Source organism: Pseudomonas guineae, from assembly GCF_900113745.1.
GTDB lineage: Bacteria > Pseudomonadota > Gammaproteobacteria > Pseudomonadales > Pseudomonadaceae > Aquipseudomonas > Aquipseudomonas guineae.
On record NZ_FOQL01000001.1, the window covers coordinates 516,662 to 533,506 of the forward strand.

Below are 16,845 nucleotides of genomic sequence, written 5' to 3' on the forward strand. Positions count from 1 at the left end.
GTTAGGACGGTGGGCTACAGGTTTTTGTTATGACCACTCACGATGGGTTGATGCACGCCCCATTCAGGTCGCGCAGTCTGGCAAAAACGCAAAATATGTCAAATAAAAACGACAAAGATAAGTAATAAAGTCTAACAATCTGACTAAGACGCTGGATAAAAGACTGTAATTCCTAGATAAATCACTTTTAGACGCCAACCAACAGTTGTATATTTTTGACAGATCAACACCTGACTGCCTCCCCATTCAACAAGCACCGCGCATAAAAAAGCCAGACGCGAGCGTCTGGCTTTCTCTGCATTACTGTTATGTCAGCCCGGCTGTGACTCCACTTCCTTAACCCGGAACCAGGCTGCATACAGCGCGGGCAGGAACAGCAAGGTCAGTGCCGTGGCGACGATCAGGCCGCCCATGATGGCCACGGCCATTGGCCCGAAGAACACGCTGCGCGACAGTGGAATCATCGCCAGCACAGCCGCCAACGCCGTCAGTACGATGGGGCGGAAACGTCGCACCGTGGCTTCAATAATCGCGTGCCAGCGGTCCATACCAGCGGCAATGTCCTGCTCGATCTGGTCGACCAGAATCACCGAGTTCCGCATGATCATCCCCGACAAGGCGATGGTGCCGAGCATGGCGACGAAGCCGAACGGCTGACGGAAGATCAGCAAGAACAAGGTCACACCAATCAACCCCAATGGCGCGGTGAGGAACACCATGGCAGAGCGCGAAAAGCTCTTCAGTTGCAGCATCAACAGTGTGATCACCACCACGATAAACAGCGGTACGCCGGCGTTGACCGACTTCTGCCCACGACTGGAGTCTTCCACCGTGCCGCCCACGTCCAGTCGGTAGCCGTCCGGCAATTGCGCACGCACCGGCTCGAGGGTCGGCAGGATCTGCTTGACCAGGCTGGCTGGCTGCTCCTTGCCATACACGTCGGCACGAACAGTGACGGTCGGCAGGCGATTACGGTGCCAGATGATGCCCTCTTCAAAGCCATATTCCAGGGTGGCCACTTGCGACAGTGGCACGCTGCGACCATTGTCAGTGGGCACCGCCAGGCTTGGTAGCAGGCTCAGTTCCTGACGCTCGCTCGGCGTACCGCGCAAGAGGATTTCGATCAGTTCATTGCCTTCACGGTATTGACTCACCGACGAGCCAGTCAGCGAGCTTTGCAGGAAGCGCGACAGGTCAGTCGTGCTCACGCCCAGAGCGCGGGCACGCTCTTGGTCGATATTCAGGCGCACAACCTTGCTCGGCTCTTCCCAATCCAAGTGCACGTTGGCCACATGCGGGTTCTCGCGCACTTTACCGGCCACCTGACGCGCTAGCTGACGCACTTCATCAATATGCTCACCAGAGACGCGGAACTGCACCGGATAGCCCACGGGCGGGCCGTTTTCCAGGCGCGAGATACGCGTGCGCAGGGTCGGAAACTCGTCATGCAGCACACCAATCAGCCAACTACGAATGGCTTCACGGTCTTCGATACTTTTCGCCAGCACGACGAACTGAGCAAAGCTGGCGGCCGGTAATTGTTGGTCCAGCGGCAGGTAAAAGCGCGGCGAGCCGGTCCCGACATAAGCCACGTAGTTGTCGATGCCTTCGTGCCCCTTGAGCATGGCCTCGAAACGTTTGGCTTGTTCTTCAGTGGCGGCCAGGGATGCCCCTTCGCTGAGTTTGAGGTCAACCATCAGCTCCAGACGGCCGGACGCAGGGAAGAACTGTTGCGGAACAAAGCGGAATAATAGAATCGAGCCTACGAACAACGCGATGGTCAGCATGATCACCGTTTTACGCCGGCGTACGCACCACTCCACCGCTTTACGCACACGCTGGTAGAACGGCGTGGCATAGGGGTCGTGCCCGCCCTCGCTACTGCCATGTTTGGCAGCGTGCAGCTTGGCCAAGTCGGGTAATAGTTTGGCCCCTAGGTACGGCACAAAGACCACGGCGGCGATCCACGACACCAACAAGGCAATGGTCACCACCTGAAAAATCGAGCGGGTGTATTCGCCGGTGCCGGACTGCGCGGTGGCAATCGGCAGGAAGCCAGCCGCGGTGATCAAGGTACCGGTGAGCATGGGAAAGGCGGTGCTGGTCCAGGCATAACTGGCCGCTTTAATGCGGTCATAGCCCTGCTCCATCTTGATCGCCATCATCTCCACGGCAATGATCGCGTCGTCCACCATCAGCCCAAGCGCCAGCACCAGCGCACCGAGGGAAATCTTGTGCAGGCCAATGCCAAGGTAGTACATGGCGGCGAAAGTCATCGCCAACACCAGCGGAATCGAAAGCGCCACCACTAACCCGGTGCGCAGGCCGAGGGAGAAGAAGCTCACCAGCAGCACAATGATCACCGCTTCGGTGAGCACGCGGACAAACTCGCCCACGCCAGTCTTCACCGCAGCGGGCTGGTCAGAGACTTTGTTCAACTGCATGCCGGCCGGCAGGGTTTCCTGCAGCCGGGCGAACTCGCCTTCCAGCGCTTCGCCCAGGACCAGAATGTCGCCGCCGGGCTTCATCGATACGGCCAGGCCGATAGCGTCTTCACCCATGTAGCGCATACGCGGCGCGGGAGGATCATTGAAACCGCGCTTAACCTCGGCGACATCGGAAATACGGAAGGTACGATCGGCTACACGAATCGGGAAATTGCGAATGTCGGCGACTGACTCAAAACGCCCCGTCACCCGCAGTTGAATACGGTCTGAACTGGTTTCGAAAAAGCCCGCAGGCGCCACTGAGTTCTGCTCTTCCAGCGCCTGCTGCACAGCGGCGAGCGGTAGGCCGAGGGTGGCCAGCTTGGTATTGGAGAGCTCGATCCAGATTTTCTCATCCTGCAAACCGAGCAGGTCGACCTTGCCTACGTCTTTGACCCGCTGCAGTTGCAGCTGGACGCGGTCGGCGTAGTCCTTGAGTACGGCGTAGTCGAAGCCTTCGCCGGTCAGTGCATAGATATTGCCGAAGGTGGTGCCGAATTCATCGTTATAAAACGGCCCCTGAATACCCTGCGGCAGGGTGTGGCGAATATCACTGACCTTCTTGCGTACTTGATAGAACAGATCAGGGATGTCCACCGAGTGCATGGAGTCGCGAGCCACGAAGGTGACCTGAGACTCACCTGGACGCGAGAACGAGATGATCTTGTCGTAGTCGCCAGTTTCCATCAGCTTCTTTTCAATGCGTTCGGTGACCTGCTGGGCCACCTCTTCAGCGCTCGCCCCCGGCCAGTTAGTGCGCACCACCATGGCCTTAAAGGTAAAGGGCGGGTCTTCGCTCTGGCCCAGCTTGGTGTAGGACAGCGCACCGACTACGGCCAGCAATAGCATGAGATACAGCACGATCTGGCGGTTACGCAGGGCCCAGGCGGACAGGTTGAAATCCATCGGGCTTACTCCTTAACCGTCGGTTTGGCCGTGACCGTAAGCTCGACAATACGGTTTTCACGGTCAACCGGACGTACCTGCTGGCCTTCACGCAACACCTGGCCTCCGGCTGCGACAACCCAGTCGCTGGCTTGCAGGCCTTCAAGGATCGGCACGGTTTTCTCGCCGTAAGCACCGATACGCACGTGGGTGCGCTTGAGGGTGGAGTCCTTGGGGTCAACGACCCAGACGTAGGGCACGTCCTTCTCGGCGGACAGCGCAGACAGCGGCACGGCCAGCGGCACTTCACCGTTATGCGCAATAAATACACGGGCACTCTGGCCAAGCTCAGCCGGCACCTTGCCCTCGGTAAAGGCCACACGGGCGGCGAATGTGCGCGACTGCGGGTCAGCCGAAGGCGACATTTCACGAATACGCCCGGGGAAGCGTTGGTCCGGCTGCGACCAGAGCTCGACCGCGACACTCTGCCCGACTTTAAAGCGCTCGAAGGCTTGCTCCGGCAAGTTGATCATTACTTCCCGTTCGCCATCAGCGGCTAGGGTGAACGCCGTTTGTCCGGCCGCCACCACCTGTCCGACTTCGACCATGCGCCGTGCAACAACCCCACTCTGCGAGGCACGCAGTACGGCATAACCGGCCTGGTTGCTGGCCACGTTAAACTCAGCCCGCACCTGCTTGACCCGCGCGGCACCAGAACGGTAAGTGTTTTCCGCATTGTCATACTGCGAGCGGCTAACCAAATTACGCGCCAGCAGGGTTTTGTAACGATCACGTTCGGCGCGTACCAGCTGCAGGTTGGCCTCGGCAGCCGCCAACTGAGCACGATTCGCCTCTAGCTGCAGGCGCACATCCTGCGGGTCCAGCTCGGCCAGTGCCTGATCCTTCTTGACCTGCGCACCAACATCCACCAGACGCTTGGTCACCTTGCCGGCGATACGAAAGGCCAGCTCAGGCTCCAGACGCGCACGCACCTCACCCGGATAAGCATCCATCAACTCGCCCGCCAACTGCGGCTGCACCACCATGGCTGGACGCACGGCAACCGCCGCGGGTTCGCTATTGCCACAGGCAACAAGCAACACAACAAGACTGGCAGGCAATGCGACAGACAGGGCATGACGAAACATGATGACTAACCTTTATGAGGCTTTTGAATATTTATACTGGCGGGTATAGTAAAAATAGCAAACTCACTAGTCCAGTATTAAAAACGACCATGCCTAACAATATGTTGCCAACCAGCGGCCCCGGCCGTCCGAAAGATCTGGCCAAGCGCAAAGCCATTCTGGAAGCGGCGAAGGCCCTGTTTCTCAGTAATGGCTATGACGGCAGCAGCATGGACGCGATTGCTGCTGAAGCAGGGGTTTCTAAGCTCACGGTTTACAGCCACTTCACCGATAAGGAGAAGTTGTTTGCCGAGGCGATTAAATCCAAATGCGAGGAGCAGTTGCCGCAGTTGTTGTTCGAACTGAGCGACGAGGTGCCGGTGGAACAGGCGTTACTGAGCATCGGCAGCGGCTTCAGCGAGCTGATCAATAGTCGTGAATCATTAGAGCTGCACCGGGTGATGGTGACCCTGGCGGCGCAGGGCTCGCAACTCTCCAAGGTGTTCTACGAGGCGGGGCCGGAAGCTGTGCTGCATGGCATGGCCGAACTGCTGCGCCAAGCTGACCTGGCTGGCAAGCTGCGCGTAGCCGATCCGCTGAGCGCAGCGGATCAGTTCTTCTGCCTGATCAAGGGCGGGGTTAATTTTCGCCTGTTGATCGGCTGCGGCGAAGCCCTGCAAGGGACTGCAGCCGAAGCCCATGTGCGTGATGCGGTCAACGTATTCTTGCGTGCTTACCGCGCCGACACCGCCGATTAGGTTGCGGCCGCGACTGCGCAGCCAGGGCGAGTCGCGCGCCAGCCTTTACTCGCTGGCGGCTTGCAGCTTTTTCTTAGGGTAGATGTCGTATCGGCTGGATTTACCCTCCAAGGCATAACCCGGCTTAGCGCCCTCAATCAGCGGCGCCTTGCGCGGCCGCTTGACCACCACTCGATGAGTAGCCAGGTTCAGCGCTGCTTCAAGTAGCGCTGGGGCATCCAGGTCATTACCGACAAAAGGCCGGAACAGGCGCATTTCCTTCTTCACCAGCGCGCTCTTGTCGCGGTGCGGGAACATCGGGTCGAGGTAGATCACCTGCGGCGGCTCGCCCTGCCAGGCGCACATCAGCTTGATGGCATTGCCCGTCAGCAACTGCATCCGCGCAGCAATAGGCGCAACCTCGCGGTCCAACGCTGCGCGCGCTAGGCCATCCTCCAGCAATGCGGCAATCAAAGGCTGACGCTCGATCAAGGTCATCTCGCAGCCCAAACTGGCCAGCACAAAAGCATCGCGCCCCAGGCCTGCCGTGGCATCCAGTACACGTGGACGTACCCCGGCCTGCACGCCAACCGCTTTGGCAATCATCTGCCCGCTGCCGCCGCCAAATAAGCGCCGGTGCGCCACCGCGCCCTCAACAAAGTCCACCTTGACCGGCCCTGGCGCTTGCGGGCCTAACTCAACCAACTGCAAACCGCTCTCACCCAATTGCAGGGCGAACTCGCTCTCGCCCTGCAGCGGCAGGCCTAAACGCTGCGCCCAACCTGCTGCCGCCTCAGTCAGGTGCGCAGCTAAGGCTTGCATACGAATTCGGGCTACTAGCTGCTCATCACTCATGGGAAAACATGCTCAAAAATCACTCAATTAGTCGCCTAAATGGCTAATACGTTGCCCGCGCGGCATTTTGCCAGACCCGGCAGCATCCAGCCGCACCGCGTTCACCCTGTTCGATGTAATTTGCACACCGCAGAGCTGAGCTTGTTGTTGACGCAACGTTAAGCAAAAACTTAACGACATATTCGCCACAGCCCCATATCCACATGAAAGTGATCGCGGTGGGCCGCGTTGTATTCCGGACCTAGAGTGGTATTGAAGCGCCGGCAAGCCGCCTGCTGCACCTGACGGAGAAACTTCGCGTTCTTGCCAGGCTTGGGCCAGTCCTGCAGTACGCTGATGCGGCGACCATCGGCGAGGCGGAAGCCAATGATATCCAGCGCATTAGCCGAAGCATGCTGGCTGCGGCGCTGACTGCCGGCGATGGTGCGGCAGGCGAAGCTACCCACATGCTCAACCCGCGCTACCCGCTGGCCGAACAGGGCCTGGGCCGCCGGCTGCAGATCATGCTGCTCGAACAGGGCAAAGGCCGCCGCCAGCGGACAGCTGGCGATAAAGCTGCTGCTGAAGTCCACCCCAGCGCTGTGCACGCGCACAGTATTGCTCAGCGGGCACGCAACCTCCGGAGCGCTATCGATCTGCGGCGTGAAACGCAGTGATGAGCGGCTCAAGGCCTGCTGGCACAGCGCTGGGTCATCTTGCAGCCGCCAGAGTTTAAAACCGGTCAGCACATTCGGCGCTTCACGAATATCCAGCACCGCCCAAGGGTTCCAGCGCGGCGGCACATCCAGCAGGCCACGCCAGAGCGCCAGCAGCAGACCAGCGAGCAACAGACACAAAATGAGAAAAGTGCGAAAAAGGGTCATGCCACGTAGCCTATCAGAGCAGGCCGAGCTGCTCGACCGGCTCCTCGACCTGCACCTGCGGCAGAGCCGCCAGCCCGGGTAACCGCAGCATCAGCTGCTGATGAAAGCGCTGCGCCAGCTGCGGAGCCAGGCGGTTGTCCGAGGTGTGCAGGAACACGTAAGGCGTGCGCCCCTCTTCGATCCAGCCGGCCACCTTGTCCAGCCAGGGCGCCATAAAGCGATCATTGGCCGACAACTCCGGATGACCAATAAAGCGCAGCTGGGGGGACTGACTGAAGGCCGTGGGCCGCAGCGGCAGGCGGGGTTTCTTGGCTTGCGCGTGCAGCACGGCCGCCTCACTGGAGTCACAACTGAATAGCGCCCGGGAATCCAAACAAACCCGCTCAATGCCGCGCTCATGCAGCAGGCGATTAAGGCGGCGCTCCTCATCGCCTTTGGCAAAGAACGCTGGATGACGTACTTCGACAGCCAACTCTCCAGCCTGCCAAGGCTCGATAAAGCTGACCAGCTCGGCCAGGCGCTGTGGCCCGAAACTCGCGGGTAGCTGCAACCAAAACGGTGCCACCCGCGCGCCCAATGGGGCCAACAAGCGACGAAAGTCCTCGCTAGCACTCAGCTGCTCGCGCAAATCACCGCCGTGGCTGATCTCGCGCGGTAGCTTGGCGCAAAAGCGCAGATGCGCCGGCATCCGCTCAGCCCAACGGGCCACGGTCGCGGCGGAAGGCGCTGCATAAAAGGTGGTATTGCCTTCAACGGCGTTGAATACCCGGGCATACAAGGCCAGGAAGTCGCCAGTGCGGCTGCCATCCGGGTACAACGAACCGCGCCAAGCAGGCTCGCTCCATGACGGGCAACCAAGGTAGTAAGGCAACATATTAGGCGTATAGGTCGAGACCCAGAACCTGTTGGGCATCCGTCTCGCTGGCGAAGCTGGCGGTTGAGCTATAGCTGGCCAAGGCTTGAGCAGCGCGATTGTTCAGCGGCGGCTGATACAGCTGGTCTTGCAGGCGGCTAGGCAGGCTGTCGCTGCTGGCATTGCCCGCTTCGACCTTGCGTGCCTGCGCGAGAAACTCAAGACCTTGGGTGTTGGCCGGTGATGCTGGCTGCTCACGACGCGCCTCTATCTCGCGCTGCGCTTCGCGAAATGGCGTAACCGCAGAACCCGGGCGGGCACTGCGGTCTGGCGAATAAGAGGAGGTAAGACCGTCGATACGCATCAATTACTGCTCGGTTTGCTTAGCCAACAATGGGTACACGTCATAGCAATTTAGCCCCCGCAGGGGGCGCTTGGCAATCAAACGCCGTGAAACGTCGCAGATACGCGACGGCAGGTACAGCAGACGCCGACAAGAGTGGCCGGTCAGAGTTGAGCCTTGGGCGTGGCCACCTTATCGCGCAGGTAAACTGGCTGCGCCAGGTCGGCGGCGAACGCCTCGCCACGCGCCCAGGCAAACTGCGCCAGGCTGAGCAAGTCCTCAGCATGCGGCAACATCGCAACGTCTTGGCCAGTGGTTGTCACCGGGATGCGCGCGGCAAAGGTACCCCAGCCGGTGCCCGCGGCGAACCAATCACCCGCAGCACCCTCGGGCAGGCTGGCGCGCTCTGGCGGCAATACGGCCTCAACGCCGACCAAGCGCATCTCGCCCTGCTCGGCGCGATAACAGCCCCAGTAGACTTCATCCATACGTGCATCGATGGCCGCCGCGACCTGCTGTACGCCATGCTCACGCAGGCTGCGTTGAGCCAGCACAGCCAGGTTGGACACCGGCAATACCGGGCGCTCCAAAGCAAATGCTAGGCCCTGCACCACGCCAATCGCAATCCGCACGCCGGTAAATGCCCCTGGTCCGCGACCGAAGGCAATTGCATCGAGCGCCGACAGCGACACATCAGCGTCCGCCAGCAGCTGCTTGATCATCGGCAGCAAGCATTGCGCATGCATACGTGGAATCACTTCATAGTGGCTGAGCACCTTACCGTTATGCAGCAAGGCAACGGAGCAGGCTTCAGTGGCAGTATCCAGGGCCAGGAGAGTGGTCATTGCATTCGGACAGGTGACGAAATGGACCGGCATTAGAACGGCTTGAGGCATTTTTTTCCAGCGCAATCACTGCAACCCGCGCCTGTCACACAGTTGCACTCGCCCCGACAGTCTCGGGCGCCGGGCCAGAACAGCCCGGCGCTCATCAGCCAACAGCGACTTACCAGGGTTCGATGACAGTCTCGGCTTTCCAGGCTTTTAAGGGTGCGTTAGACCAAGTGCCATAACCCGCGTTGGGGAAGACAATCCACTCGGCACCCCATTTATCGGCTTCAGCGGCCACAGTTGCCCGCTGTTCGGCCAGCGGCGTCTTGCGAAAACGCCCATCAAAGTCATGCAGCGTATCGCCCAGCAGCAAGACGATCTGATGATCGGCGCTAACAATGGCGCGTCGCTCGACCTTGGGCGGCCCTAGCAACAGAACGCTTTCGGCCGACACCTGGGGCAAACCGAGTTTGCTCAGGGTAGCCACGGTGTATGACTTCTGCTCGTCGGCACGGTCCGACACATAGCGAATGGTCACGCCCAAACTGTCGGCATGCTCCAGAAACTTCTTGGCACCGGGGATAAGCGTAGGGGTTCCGGCACGCTCCCAAGGCAGCCAAGTGTCCCAAGCGTCATAGGTATGGCAGTTGGCCAAATCCCGCGCCAGCAAGGCACTGTTATCGATGACGGTCTCATCCAAATCGGTAACGATGGCCAGCTTCGCTGGATCTTTCGCGGCGGCTACTGCCGCGTCCAATTTCAGCGTAGCGATATTGTAGGCTTGCAGCTGCAGGGCTTGAATTTCCGCCGACTGCTGCTGGAAACGCAGCCCCATGGTGAACTCAGCAACAGCGCAGTCTGCCTTTGCTTGCCCCGGAGCGTCGGCAAAGGCCGCGGGAATGGTCAGCAGCGATACGGCAAGGCTTAGCCACGTAAGACCGTTTGTGGGTTTATCGATCATTGAGTCTCCTCTCTCCATTCGTGGTGTGGGTGACGCATGGGCGAATCGACACGCCATGGCAACACTTCAAGCCCGAACAGCCTACAACGATCATCCCCCGGCAGTAAAAACTGACGCACAGCCTCGTGCATGAATGCGATCAGAATGCATGCGTGGCCACACAAACGATAAAGGCCCACAAGGGGCCTTTATCGTTAATACGTGACTGAGTGATTAGCTCAACGCAGCAAGTACCTTCGCGGTGATTTCGTCAACCGAACCGACACCAGCAATGGCGCTGTACTTCGGCGTGCCATCAACAGCAGCCAGCTTCTGGTAGAAATCCACCAGCGGCTTGGTTTGCGAGTGGTAAATCGACAGGCGATGACGCACGGTTTCTTCTTTGTCGTCTTCGCGCTGGATCAGCTCGTCACCGGTTTCGTCGTCAATACCGGCGACTTTCGGCGGATTGTGTTCGGTGTGGTAGACGCGACCCGATGCGGGGTGCACGCGACGACCGGCAATACGGCCGACGATTTCTTCATCATCAACGGCGATTTCGATCACGTTGTCGATGATCACACCGGCTTCCTTAAGAGCCTCAGCCTGCGGAATGGTGCGCGGGAAACCATCGAAGAGAAAACCATTGGCACAGTCGGCTTCGGTGATGCGCTCTTTGACCAAGTTGATGATCAGGTCATCAGACACCAGGCCGCCGCTGTCCATCACGCTCTTGGCAACCAGGCCCAGCTCAGTGCCAGCCTTGACCGCGGCACGCAGCATGTCACCTGTGGAGATTTGCGGAATACCAAATTTCTTGGTGATAAAACCCGCTTGGGTACCTTTACCGGCACCGGGCGCACCCAGCAAAATCACGCGCATCGATGTGCTCCTCAAAATTTAAGTAGAAATCGCTCGGACTCGCCTCGTGGGGCCAATCTCAGAATGGTTCAGGCAGCACGACCAACAAGGGCCACTGTGCCGAAAGGCCGATCAAGATACACAGCGCATTGGTAGCGCACAAGCCGCCGAAAGTCGGATACGACTATGACCGCTCGAGACACGTAAGGCTGTCGGCGACGCGCCATACGCACACCACCGACACCAGCCACAACCCTTTTGGCGTCCGCTAGCCAGTGTTGCGCAAACCCGCCGCTATACCCGCCACACTGACTAACAAGGCCTGCTCCAGAGGGCTATCGGCCTGATTATCGCGCTGCCGCGCACGCGCCAAAAGCTCGGCCTGGAGCAGGTGCAGCGGGTCCAGGTAGGTGTTACGCACACTGATCGACTCCAGGGTTTCAGGACTGTGCGCCAGCAGTTGCGATTGACCCGTCAGCCCCAGTACGGCGGCCACCGCCTGCGACAATAGGCCGCGCAAATGCACCCCTAGCGGCTGCAGGGATGGTTCAACTAGACGCTCGTCATACAAACTGGCGATGGATTCATCAGCCTTGGTCAGCACCATCTCGAGCATATCGATACGGGTGCGGAAGAATGGCCAGCCCGCACGCATCTGCCCCAGCAGCTCGCCTTCACCGCGCTGCAAGGCATTGTTCAGCGCCGCCTCCCAGCCTAGCCAGGCGGGCAGCATCAGGCGGGTTTGGGTCCAGGCAAAAATCCACGGAATCGCACGCAGGCTTTCCACCCCACCCTCGCGCCGCTTAGCGGGACGACTGCCCAGAGGTAAGCGACCCAGCTCCTGCTCCGGCGTGGCTTGGCGGAAATAATCGACAAATTGCGGGTGCTCGCGCACTACCGCGCGGTAGGCCTTGACGCCATCGCTGGCCAGCTTATCCATCAACTCCCGCCAGGCTGGCTCCGGGCTGGGCGGTGGCAACAAAGTGGCCTCCAACACGGCCGCTAGGTAAAGATTGAGGTTCTGCTCGGCGATATCCGGCAGACCAAATTTGAAACGAATCATTTCGCCTTGTTCGGTGGTGCGGAAACGCCCTGCTACTGAACCCGGCGGCTGCGACAGAATCGCTGCATGTGCCGGGCCGCCGCCGCGCCCTACAGTGCCGCCACGGCCGTGAAACAGCAGCAGCTCAACATCCTGCTCGCTACACACCTGCACCAGGGTTTCCTGAGCTCGGTACTGCGCCCAAGCGGCCGCTGTGGTGCCGGCGTCCTTGGCTGAGTCGGAATAACCAATCATCACTTCTTGCGGCCCATGCAGGCGCGCACGGTAGCCATGAAGAGCCAGCAGTTGGCGGATCACCGGGCCGGCGTTATCCAAGTCGGCCAGGGTTTCAAACAGTGGCACCACCCGCATTGGCCGTTGCAATCCGGCTTCCTTGAGCAGCAATTGCACCGCCAGTACATCGGAGGCTGCGCCGGCCATGGAGATCACATAGGAGCCAAGGGACGCAGCCGGAGCGCGAGCCACTTCACGGCAGGTCGCCAGCACCTCCTCGGTTTCACCGCTGGGCTTGAAATGCCCAGGCAGCAAGGGCCGGCGGTTATCCAGCTCTTTTTGCAGAAATGCCAGGCGCGTCTCTTCGTCCCACTCGGTGTAACGCCCCAGGCCCAAGTAATCGGTAATTTCGCTCATGGCCGCTGCATGTCGACTGGCGTCCTGTCGCACGTCCAAACGCCCCAAAAACAAGCCAAACGTGGCCGCACGGCGCAGACAGTCGAGCAGCGGGCCATCGGCAATCACGCCCATGCCGCAATCATGCAGCGACTGGTAGCAACACTGCAGTGGCTCAAACAGCTCGCGGTTGTTCTGCAGCACCGCAGCGGGTGGCGGCAGATCTTCATGTAAAGCAGCCTGAGCCCAACTGCGGGTGGCGCGCAAACGCTCCCGTAACTGCTTAAGCAGGCTGCGATAAGGCTCGGCACTCTCCCCCACCCGCGCAAGCAAGGCTGGGCTGGCTTGCTGCATGGACAGCTCAGCGGCCAGCTGATCGATATCGCGCAGGTACAGATCAGCCGCCATCCAGCGCGCCAATAACAGTACTTCGCGGGTCACACTAGCGGTGACATTCGGATTGCCATCACGGTCACCGCCCATCCAGGAGGCGAAACGAATCGGCGCAGCATCCAACGGCAGGTGCAACCCGGTAGCACTGTGCAACACCTGATCAGCCTTACGCAGCACGTTAGGGATGGCATGCCAGAGCGAATGCTCGATCACCGCGAAGCCCCACTTGGCCTCATCCACCGGGCTCGGCCGGCTGCGGCGGATTTCCTCGGTGTGCCAGGCCTCGGCAATCAGCCTCTGCAGGCGTTGCTTGACCTGCTCACGCTCGGCCGTCGAGAGATCGCTATGGTCCCCGGCCGCCAACTGCTCGGCCATGGCGTCGTACTTCTGAATCAGCGTGCGCCGCGCCACTTCAGTGGGGTGCGCGGTCAGCACCAGTTCGATGTCCAAACGGCCAAACTGACGGGCCAGCGCCTCACCCTTATGACCATGACTGGCCAGACGCTGCAAAAGCTCGGCAAGGATGCTGTCTTCAAACGGCTGAGCTTCGCCCGGCGCACGCCTACGTACGCGGTGGTACTGCTCGGCAATATTGGCCAGGTTGAGGAACTGGTTAAACGCCCGCGCGACCGGTAGCAACTCGTCGTCCGCCAGCTGATTCAGGGTTGCACTGAGTTGCTCCGCCCCTTCTGTCGAGCCCCGACGAGAGGCTTTAGCCCCTTTGCGGATACGTTCGATCTTGTCGAGAAACGCTGCACCATGCTGCACCTTGATGGTGTCACCCAGCAATTCGCCGAGCTGATGGACGTCTTCGCGCAAACGCGCATCGATTTCTGCCATGAGTGTTGCCTCCGCTGATCCTCCTTGCAGAGTGCCCAGCGCGCCAACTTCTTACAAGTGCGCGACAGCCTTTGCGCACTTATCAGTGCAAGCACTAGTCTTAATGAGGCAAGCCCGCGCAAGACACGCCGGGCAACAAACGTATACGAGGCCATCATGAAGATTCGCGAACTGGTGCAGCACTGGCAGGAAAATGCCCGAGGGCGACTGAGCACCACACCCTATCAAATCCATCTTGACCTGGAAGCCGCCGCCCGGCTGGCGGCGCTACAGGAGATGTACCCCAAGCACCACGTCGAAGAACTGCTCGGGGAGCTGCTCGGCGCAGCCCTCGATGAACTGGAAACTAGCCTGCCCTACGTTAAGGGCAACAAGGTGGTGGCCACCGATGAGCTGGGTGACCCGCTGTATGAGGACATCGGCCTAACGCCGCGCTTCCTCGCCTTGTCACGCCGCCATCTGCAGCGTCTTAGCGAGGCGCAAAGCCATGCGGATTAACCGTTACTGGCCGTCGCTGCAGCGCACGGCCTGCTTGCGCTGATCGACCAGCACACCGCTCAGGCCTTTCTGCTCAAGGTCAAACATTACCAGCACGCCATCGATGCATTGGGCTACCTGGCTGGCGGGCTTGAGCGAGACCTTGTAATCCTCACCCGGCACGGTCTTGAGCATGGTGAACTCGGACAACAACAAGGCATCTTCCGGCTGGGCGATATGCAGATAGCCGTAATAGCTGAGCACAGCCACAGTGGTGCAGATGCTGCCGATACCGGTAAGGATCAACGGGATGGGGTTCACTTCGCGCATATCAGACTCTCGGGGTTATTAGTGGGAGGGCTGAGCATCAGGCGGCGCAGCTTGCTATAAACACACACGCCTGCAAAGGCCCAGATTGCCGCATTACTTGCCGCCAGCCCGGACTTCCTCACGGGCTTTGAAGGTCGCTTCATAAATACGCTCGGCCAAGCGTGAGAACGGCAGGCTCTGCACCCACACTGTACCCGTGCCTTTGAGCGTGGCCAGGAGAATGCCTTCGCCGCCAAAGAGCATGCTCTTCAGCCCGCCGGCCAGGGCGATGTCGTAATCGATACCGGCGGTAAAGGCCACCAGGCAACCGGTGTCCAGACGCAGCGTTTCGTTATTCAGCTCTTTGCGAATCACTGTACCGCCGGCATGCACAAAGGCCAGGCCATCGCCTTCGAGCTTCTGCAAAATAAAGCCTTCACCACCGAAGAAACCCGCACCCAAACGCTTGTTAAAACTGATACCCACGGCGGTGCCGTAAGCCGCGCAAAGGAAGGCATCTTTCTGGCAGATAAGCATCCCACCATGCTCAGCCAGCTGAATCGGCACCACAGTGCCGGGGTAAGGGGCGGCAAAAGCCACCCGGGCTTGGGCTTTGCCAGCATTGGAAAAGTGCGTCATAAACAGCGATTCGCCAGTCAGCATGCGCTTGCCCATGCCCCACAGCTTGCCCAGTACTCCCGTGGCTGCGCCATCGCCCATACGCGTCTCGAAACGTATGCCGTCGGTCATATAATTCATCACGCCGGCCTCGGCGATCACCGTTTCGCCCGGGTCAAGAATGATCTCCACGCTCTGCGCTGAGGCGCCGAGTATCTCGTAGTCGAGTTGATGGCTGGGCATGAGGAACTCCTGGCAATAAAGGGTAGTGCGACGAAGGCGACCCGGATGCTATCCGGGTGACGGCTTACTTAGCCTGTGGGCTAGGCGCGTCACGATCGAAGATTAGACAAGGCGCGTACGGCCTGAAAAAGCGGAGTTTACGACTGTAAATGAGCACTTTTCAGGCCGTACGCAACGCCGCATGATCGAGCGCAGCAGCTTTCAGAGAATATTGGCGTAGTCGGCTTCGATGCGATCCAGACTCAGGTGATTGAGAAAGTTGGAGAAACACATCCAGGCCGAGAGTGAGTTGAGGTCGCTGAACTGCGGCGGCAGGTACTTGGGCGCGACGACCAGCCCTTCATCGACCAACTGGCGCAAGGAACGCATGTCCTCTAGGGTAGTCTTGCCGCAGAACAGCAATGGAATTTGCTCCAGTTTTCCTTTACGCACGGCCAACTGGATGTAGTTGTAAACCATGATAAAGCCCTTCAGGTAGGACAGGTCTTTGGTGAACGGCATGCCTGTGGGCGTTGAGCCACGAAACACCCGGTTGGCGTTGCTGTAACTCTCCTCCTGACTGAAACCCTGCTCGCAGTAAAAGTCGAAGACCTGCAGAAAATCCGCGCCCTCTTCAGCCATATGAATAGCGCGTGTACGGTTGGTCAGCTTGCGCAAACGGGTTGGGTAAGAGGCAAAAGCAATCACCTCCATGAGGATTGCCAGGCCTTCCTGGGTCACTGTCGAGGATGGCGGACCTTTGGCCAGAAAGGTGCACACCGGCTGGTTTAAGCCATTCAAGGTGGTCGCCACATGCACCAGACCTTCATGCACTTCCAGGGCCTTAACGTCGCGCTCGTTGAACATCGCATCGGCGCGGATCTTGATGTAATCGGCACCTGCTGCTGCGTCAGCGAGAATGCCGTCGGACTCGAATACCCGAATGGTATCCTGCGCCTCGCCAAACACCTTGTTTAAGCGCTGTTGCAGCAGATTGACCGCCTCTTTGGCTGTCAAGGTCTTGGCCTCATCCTTAAGGTCGCCGCGTTTGTCGATATTGTTGAGAAAATCAGAAAACATCAGACCTAGGTCGGCCAGGGTAGGGTCACCGGCATGGAAAGCATCGGATGCCGCCCCGTAAAGTTCCTGGCTGATCAGGCCAAAGTCTTCGGTGCCACGCGCTTCAAGCATACGGATGACCATGCGGTACTCGCGGCACATGCGCCGCATGATCTTGCCCACCGGGTTGAATTGGCCGAGCTGGCGAGTGATGTCACGCTCGATATTCTGAAACTCCAGCTTCTTCGCGGCGGCATCAAAGGGCAGCGGCCGACTGGCGTAATAAGCACGGTCGACAGCGGGCAGCTTTTTGCCCTTGTGCTTGAGAAACTCACTGCGAATCGAGTCGTCCCACTTCACCGCATCCAGCACACGAATTGGCGTTTGCGCCTCGACCAAACGGTCGGACAGTGCGCGCACAATCAACTGATAATCGTCCAACCCGGTATGACTATTCATGCGTTCCCTATCACCC

At 59.5% G+C, this 16,845-nt stretch carries 15 protein-coding genes; 2 read left to right on the forward strand and 13 right to left on the reverse strand.

Features of this window, described 5'->3' with window-relative positions; all coding sequences use genetic code 11:
- Positions 1-311: 311 nt before the first annotated feature.
- The gene (locus BMZ32_RS02485; protein WP_090239150.1) at positions 312-3,392 is read right to left on the reverse strand and encodes an efflux RND transporter permease subunit; all 3,081 of its coding nucleotides are present in this window, start codon (positions 3,390-3,392) and stop codon (positions 312-314) included.
- Between the two features lie 5 nt (positions 3,393-3,397).
- Entirely contained in the window at positions 3,398-4,519 is a 1,122-nt protein-coding gene (locus BMZ32_RS02490) for an efflux RND transporter periplasmic adaptor subunit (protein ID WP_090239152.1), read from the reverse strand.
- An 89-nt stretch (positions 4,520-4,608) separates the two neighbouring features.
- Here BMZ32_RS02490 and BMZ32_RS02495 point away from each other — a divergent pair, with 89 nt between their 5' ends.
- Positions 4,609-5,256: a TetR/AcrR family transcriptional regulator gene (locus tag BMZ32_RS02495; protein WP_090239154.1), complete on the forward strand. Its 648-nt coding sequence runs from the start codon at positions 4,609-4,611 to the stop codon at positions 5,254-5,256.
- Between the two features lie 45 nt (positions 5,257-5,301).
- Here BMZ32_RS02495 and BMZ32_RS02500 read toward each other — a convergent pair whose 3' ends face one another.
- The 8 genes from BMZ32_RS02500 to ppc all read right to left on the reverse strand — a co-directional run bounded on the left by BMZ32_RS02500 (position 5,302) and on the right by ppc (position 13,685).
- Entirely contained in the window at positions 5,302-6,090 is a 789-nt protein-coding gene (locus BMZ32_RS02500; protein ID WP_090239156.1) for a class I SAM-dependent methyltransferase, read from the reverse strand.
- Positions 6,091-6,260: 170 nt separating this feature from the next.
- Complete coding sequence (locus BMZ32_RS02505) at positions 6,261-6,953, reverse strand: extensin-like domain-containing protein (protein WP_090239158.1); 693 nt, start codon at positions 6,951-6,953, stop codon at positions 6,261-6,263.
- A 13-nt stretch (positions 6,954-6,966) separates the two neighbouring features.
- Positions 6,967-7,827 carry a DUF72 domain-containing protein gene (locus BMZ32_RS02510; RefSeq protein WP_090239160.1) on the reverse strand — a complete coding sequence of 287 codons (861 nt, stop codon included), beginning with the start codon at positions 7,825-7,827 and terminating at the stop codon, positions 6,967-6,969.
- A gap of 1 nt (position 7,828) precedes the next feature.
- On the reverse strand, positions 7,829-8,170 hold the full coding sequence (locus BMZ32_RS02515) for a hypothetical protein (RefSeq protein ID WP_090239163.1): 342 nt from the start codon (positions 8,168-8,170) through the stop codon (positions 7,829-7,831).
- A gap of 143 nt (positions 8,171-8,313) precedes the next feature.
- Positions 8,314-8,994 (reverse strand): tRNA (adenosine(37)-N6)-threonylcarbamoyltransferase complex dimerization subunit type 1 TsaB, encoded by a 681-nt coding sequence (gene tsaB, locus BMZ32_RS02520; protein ID WP_090241509.1) that lies wholly within the window; start codon positions 8,992-8,994, stop codon positions 8,314-8,316.
- A 160-nt stretch (positions 8,995-9,154) separates the two neighbouring features.
- Positions 9,155-9,940, reverse strand: coding sequence for a 5'-nucleotidase, lipoprotein e(P4) family (locus BMZ32_RS02525; protein ID WP_090239166.1), 786 nt, complete (start codon positions 9,938-9,940; stop codon positions 9,155-9,157).
- 213 nt (positions 9,941-10,153) lie between these two features.
- Positions 10,154-10,801 (reverse strand): adenylate kinase, encoded by a 648-nt coding sequence (gene adk / locus BMZ32_RS02530; protein WP_090239169.1) that lies wholly within the window; start codon positions 10,799-10,801, stop codon positions 10,154-10,156.
- 247 nt (positions 10,802-11,048) lie between these two features.
- A complete protein-coding gene (gene ppc / locus BMZ32_RS02535; protein ID WP_090239172.1) occupies positions 11,049-13,685 on the reverse strand; it encodes a phosphoenolpyruvate carboxylase in 2,637 nt (878 codons plus the stop codon).
- Between the two features lie 156 nt (positions 13,686-13,841).
- Here ppc and BMZ32_RS02540 point away from each other — a divergent pair, with 156 nt between their 5' ends.
- Positions 13,842-14,183 (forward strand): pilin assembly protein, encoded by a 342-nt coding sequence (locus BMZ32_RS02540; protein WP_090239174.1) that lies wholly within the window; start codon positions 13,842-13,844, stop codon positions 14,181-14,183.
- Between the two features lie 3 nt (positions 14,184-14,186).
- Here the strand turns inward: BMZ32_RS02540 and BMZ32_RS02545 are convergent, their stop codons facing one another.
- The 3 genes from BMZ32_RS02545 to BMZ32_RS02555 all read right to left on the reverse strand — a co-directional run bounded on the left by BMZ32_RS02545 (position 14,187) and on the right by BMZ32_RS02555 (position 16,829).
- Complete coding sequence (locus tag BMZ32_RS02545; RefSeq protein WP_090239176.1) at positions 14,187-14,492, reverse strand: PA3694 family proteiin; 306 nt, start codon at positions 14,490-14,492, stop codon at positions 14,187-14,189.
- Between the two features lie 93 nt (positions 14,493-14,585).
- On the reverse strand, positions 14,586-15,332 hold the full coding sequence (locus tag BMZ32_RS02550) for a TIGR00266 family protein (RefSeq protein ID WP_090239179.1): 747 nt from the start codon (positions 15,330-15,332) through the stop codon (positions 14,586-14,588).
- A gap of 201 nt (positions 15,333-15,533) precedes the next feature.
- Positions 15,534-16,829: a flavohemoglobin expression-modulating QEGLA motif protein gene (locus BMZ32_RS02555; protein WP_208598675.1), complete on the reverse strand. Its 1,296-nt coding sequence runs from the start codon at positions 16,827-16,829 to the stop codon at positions 15,534-15,536.
- Between the last annotated feature and the right edge of the window lie 16 nt (positions 16,830-16,845).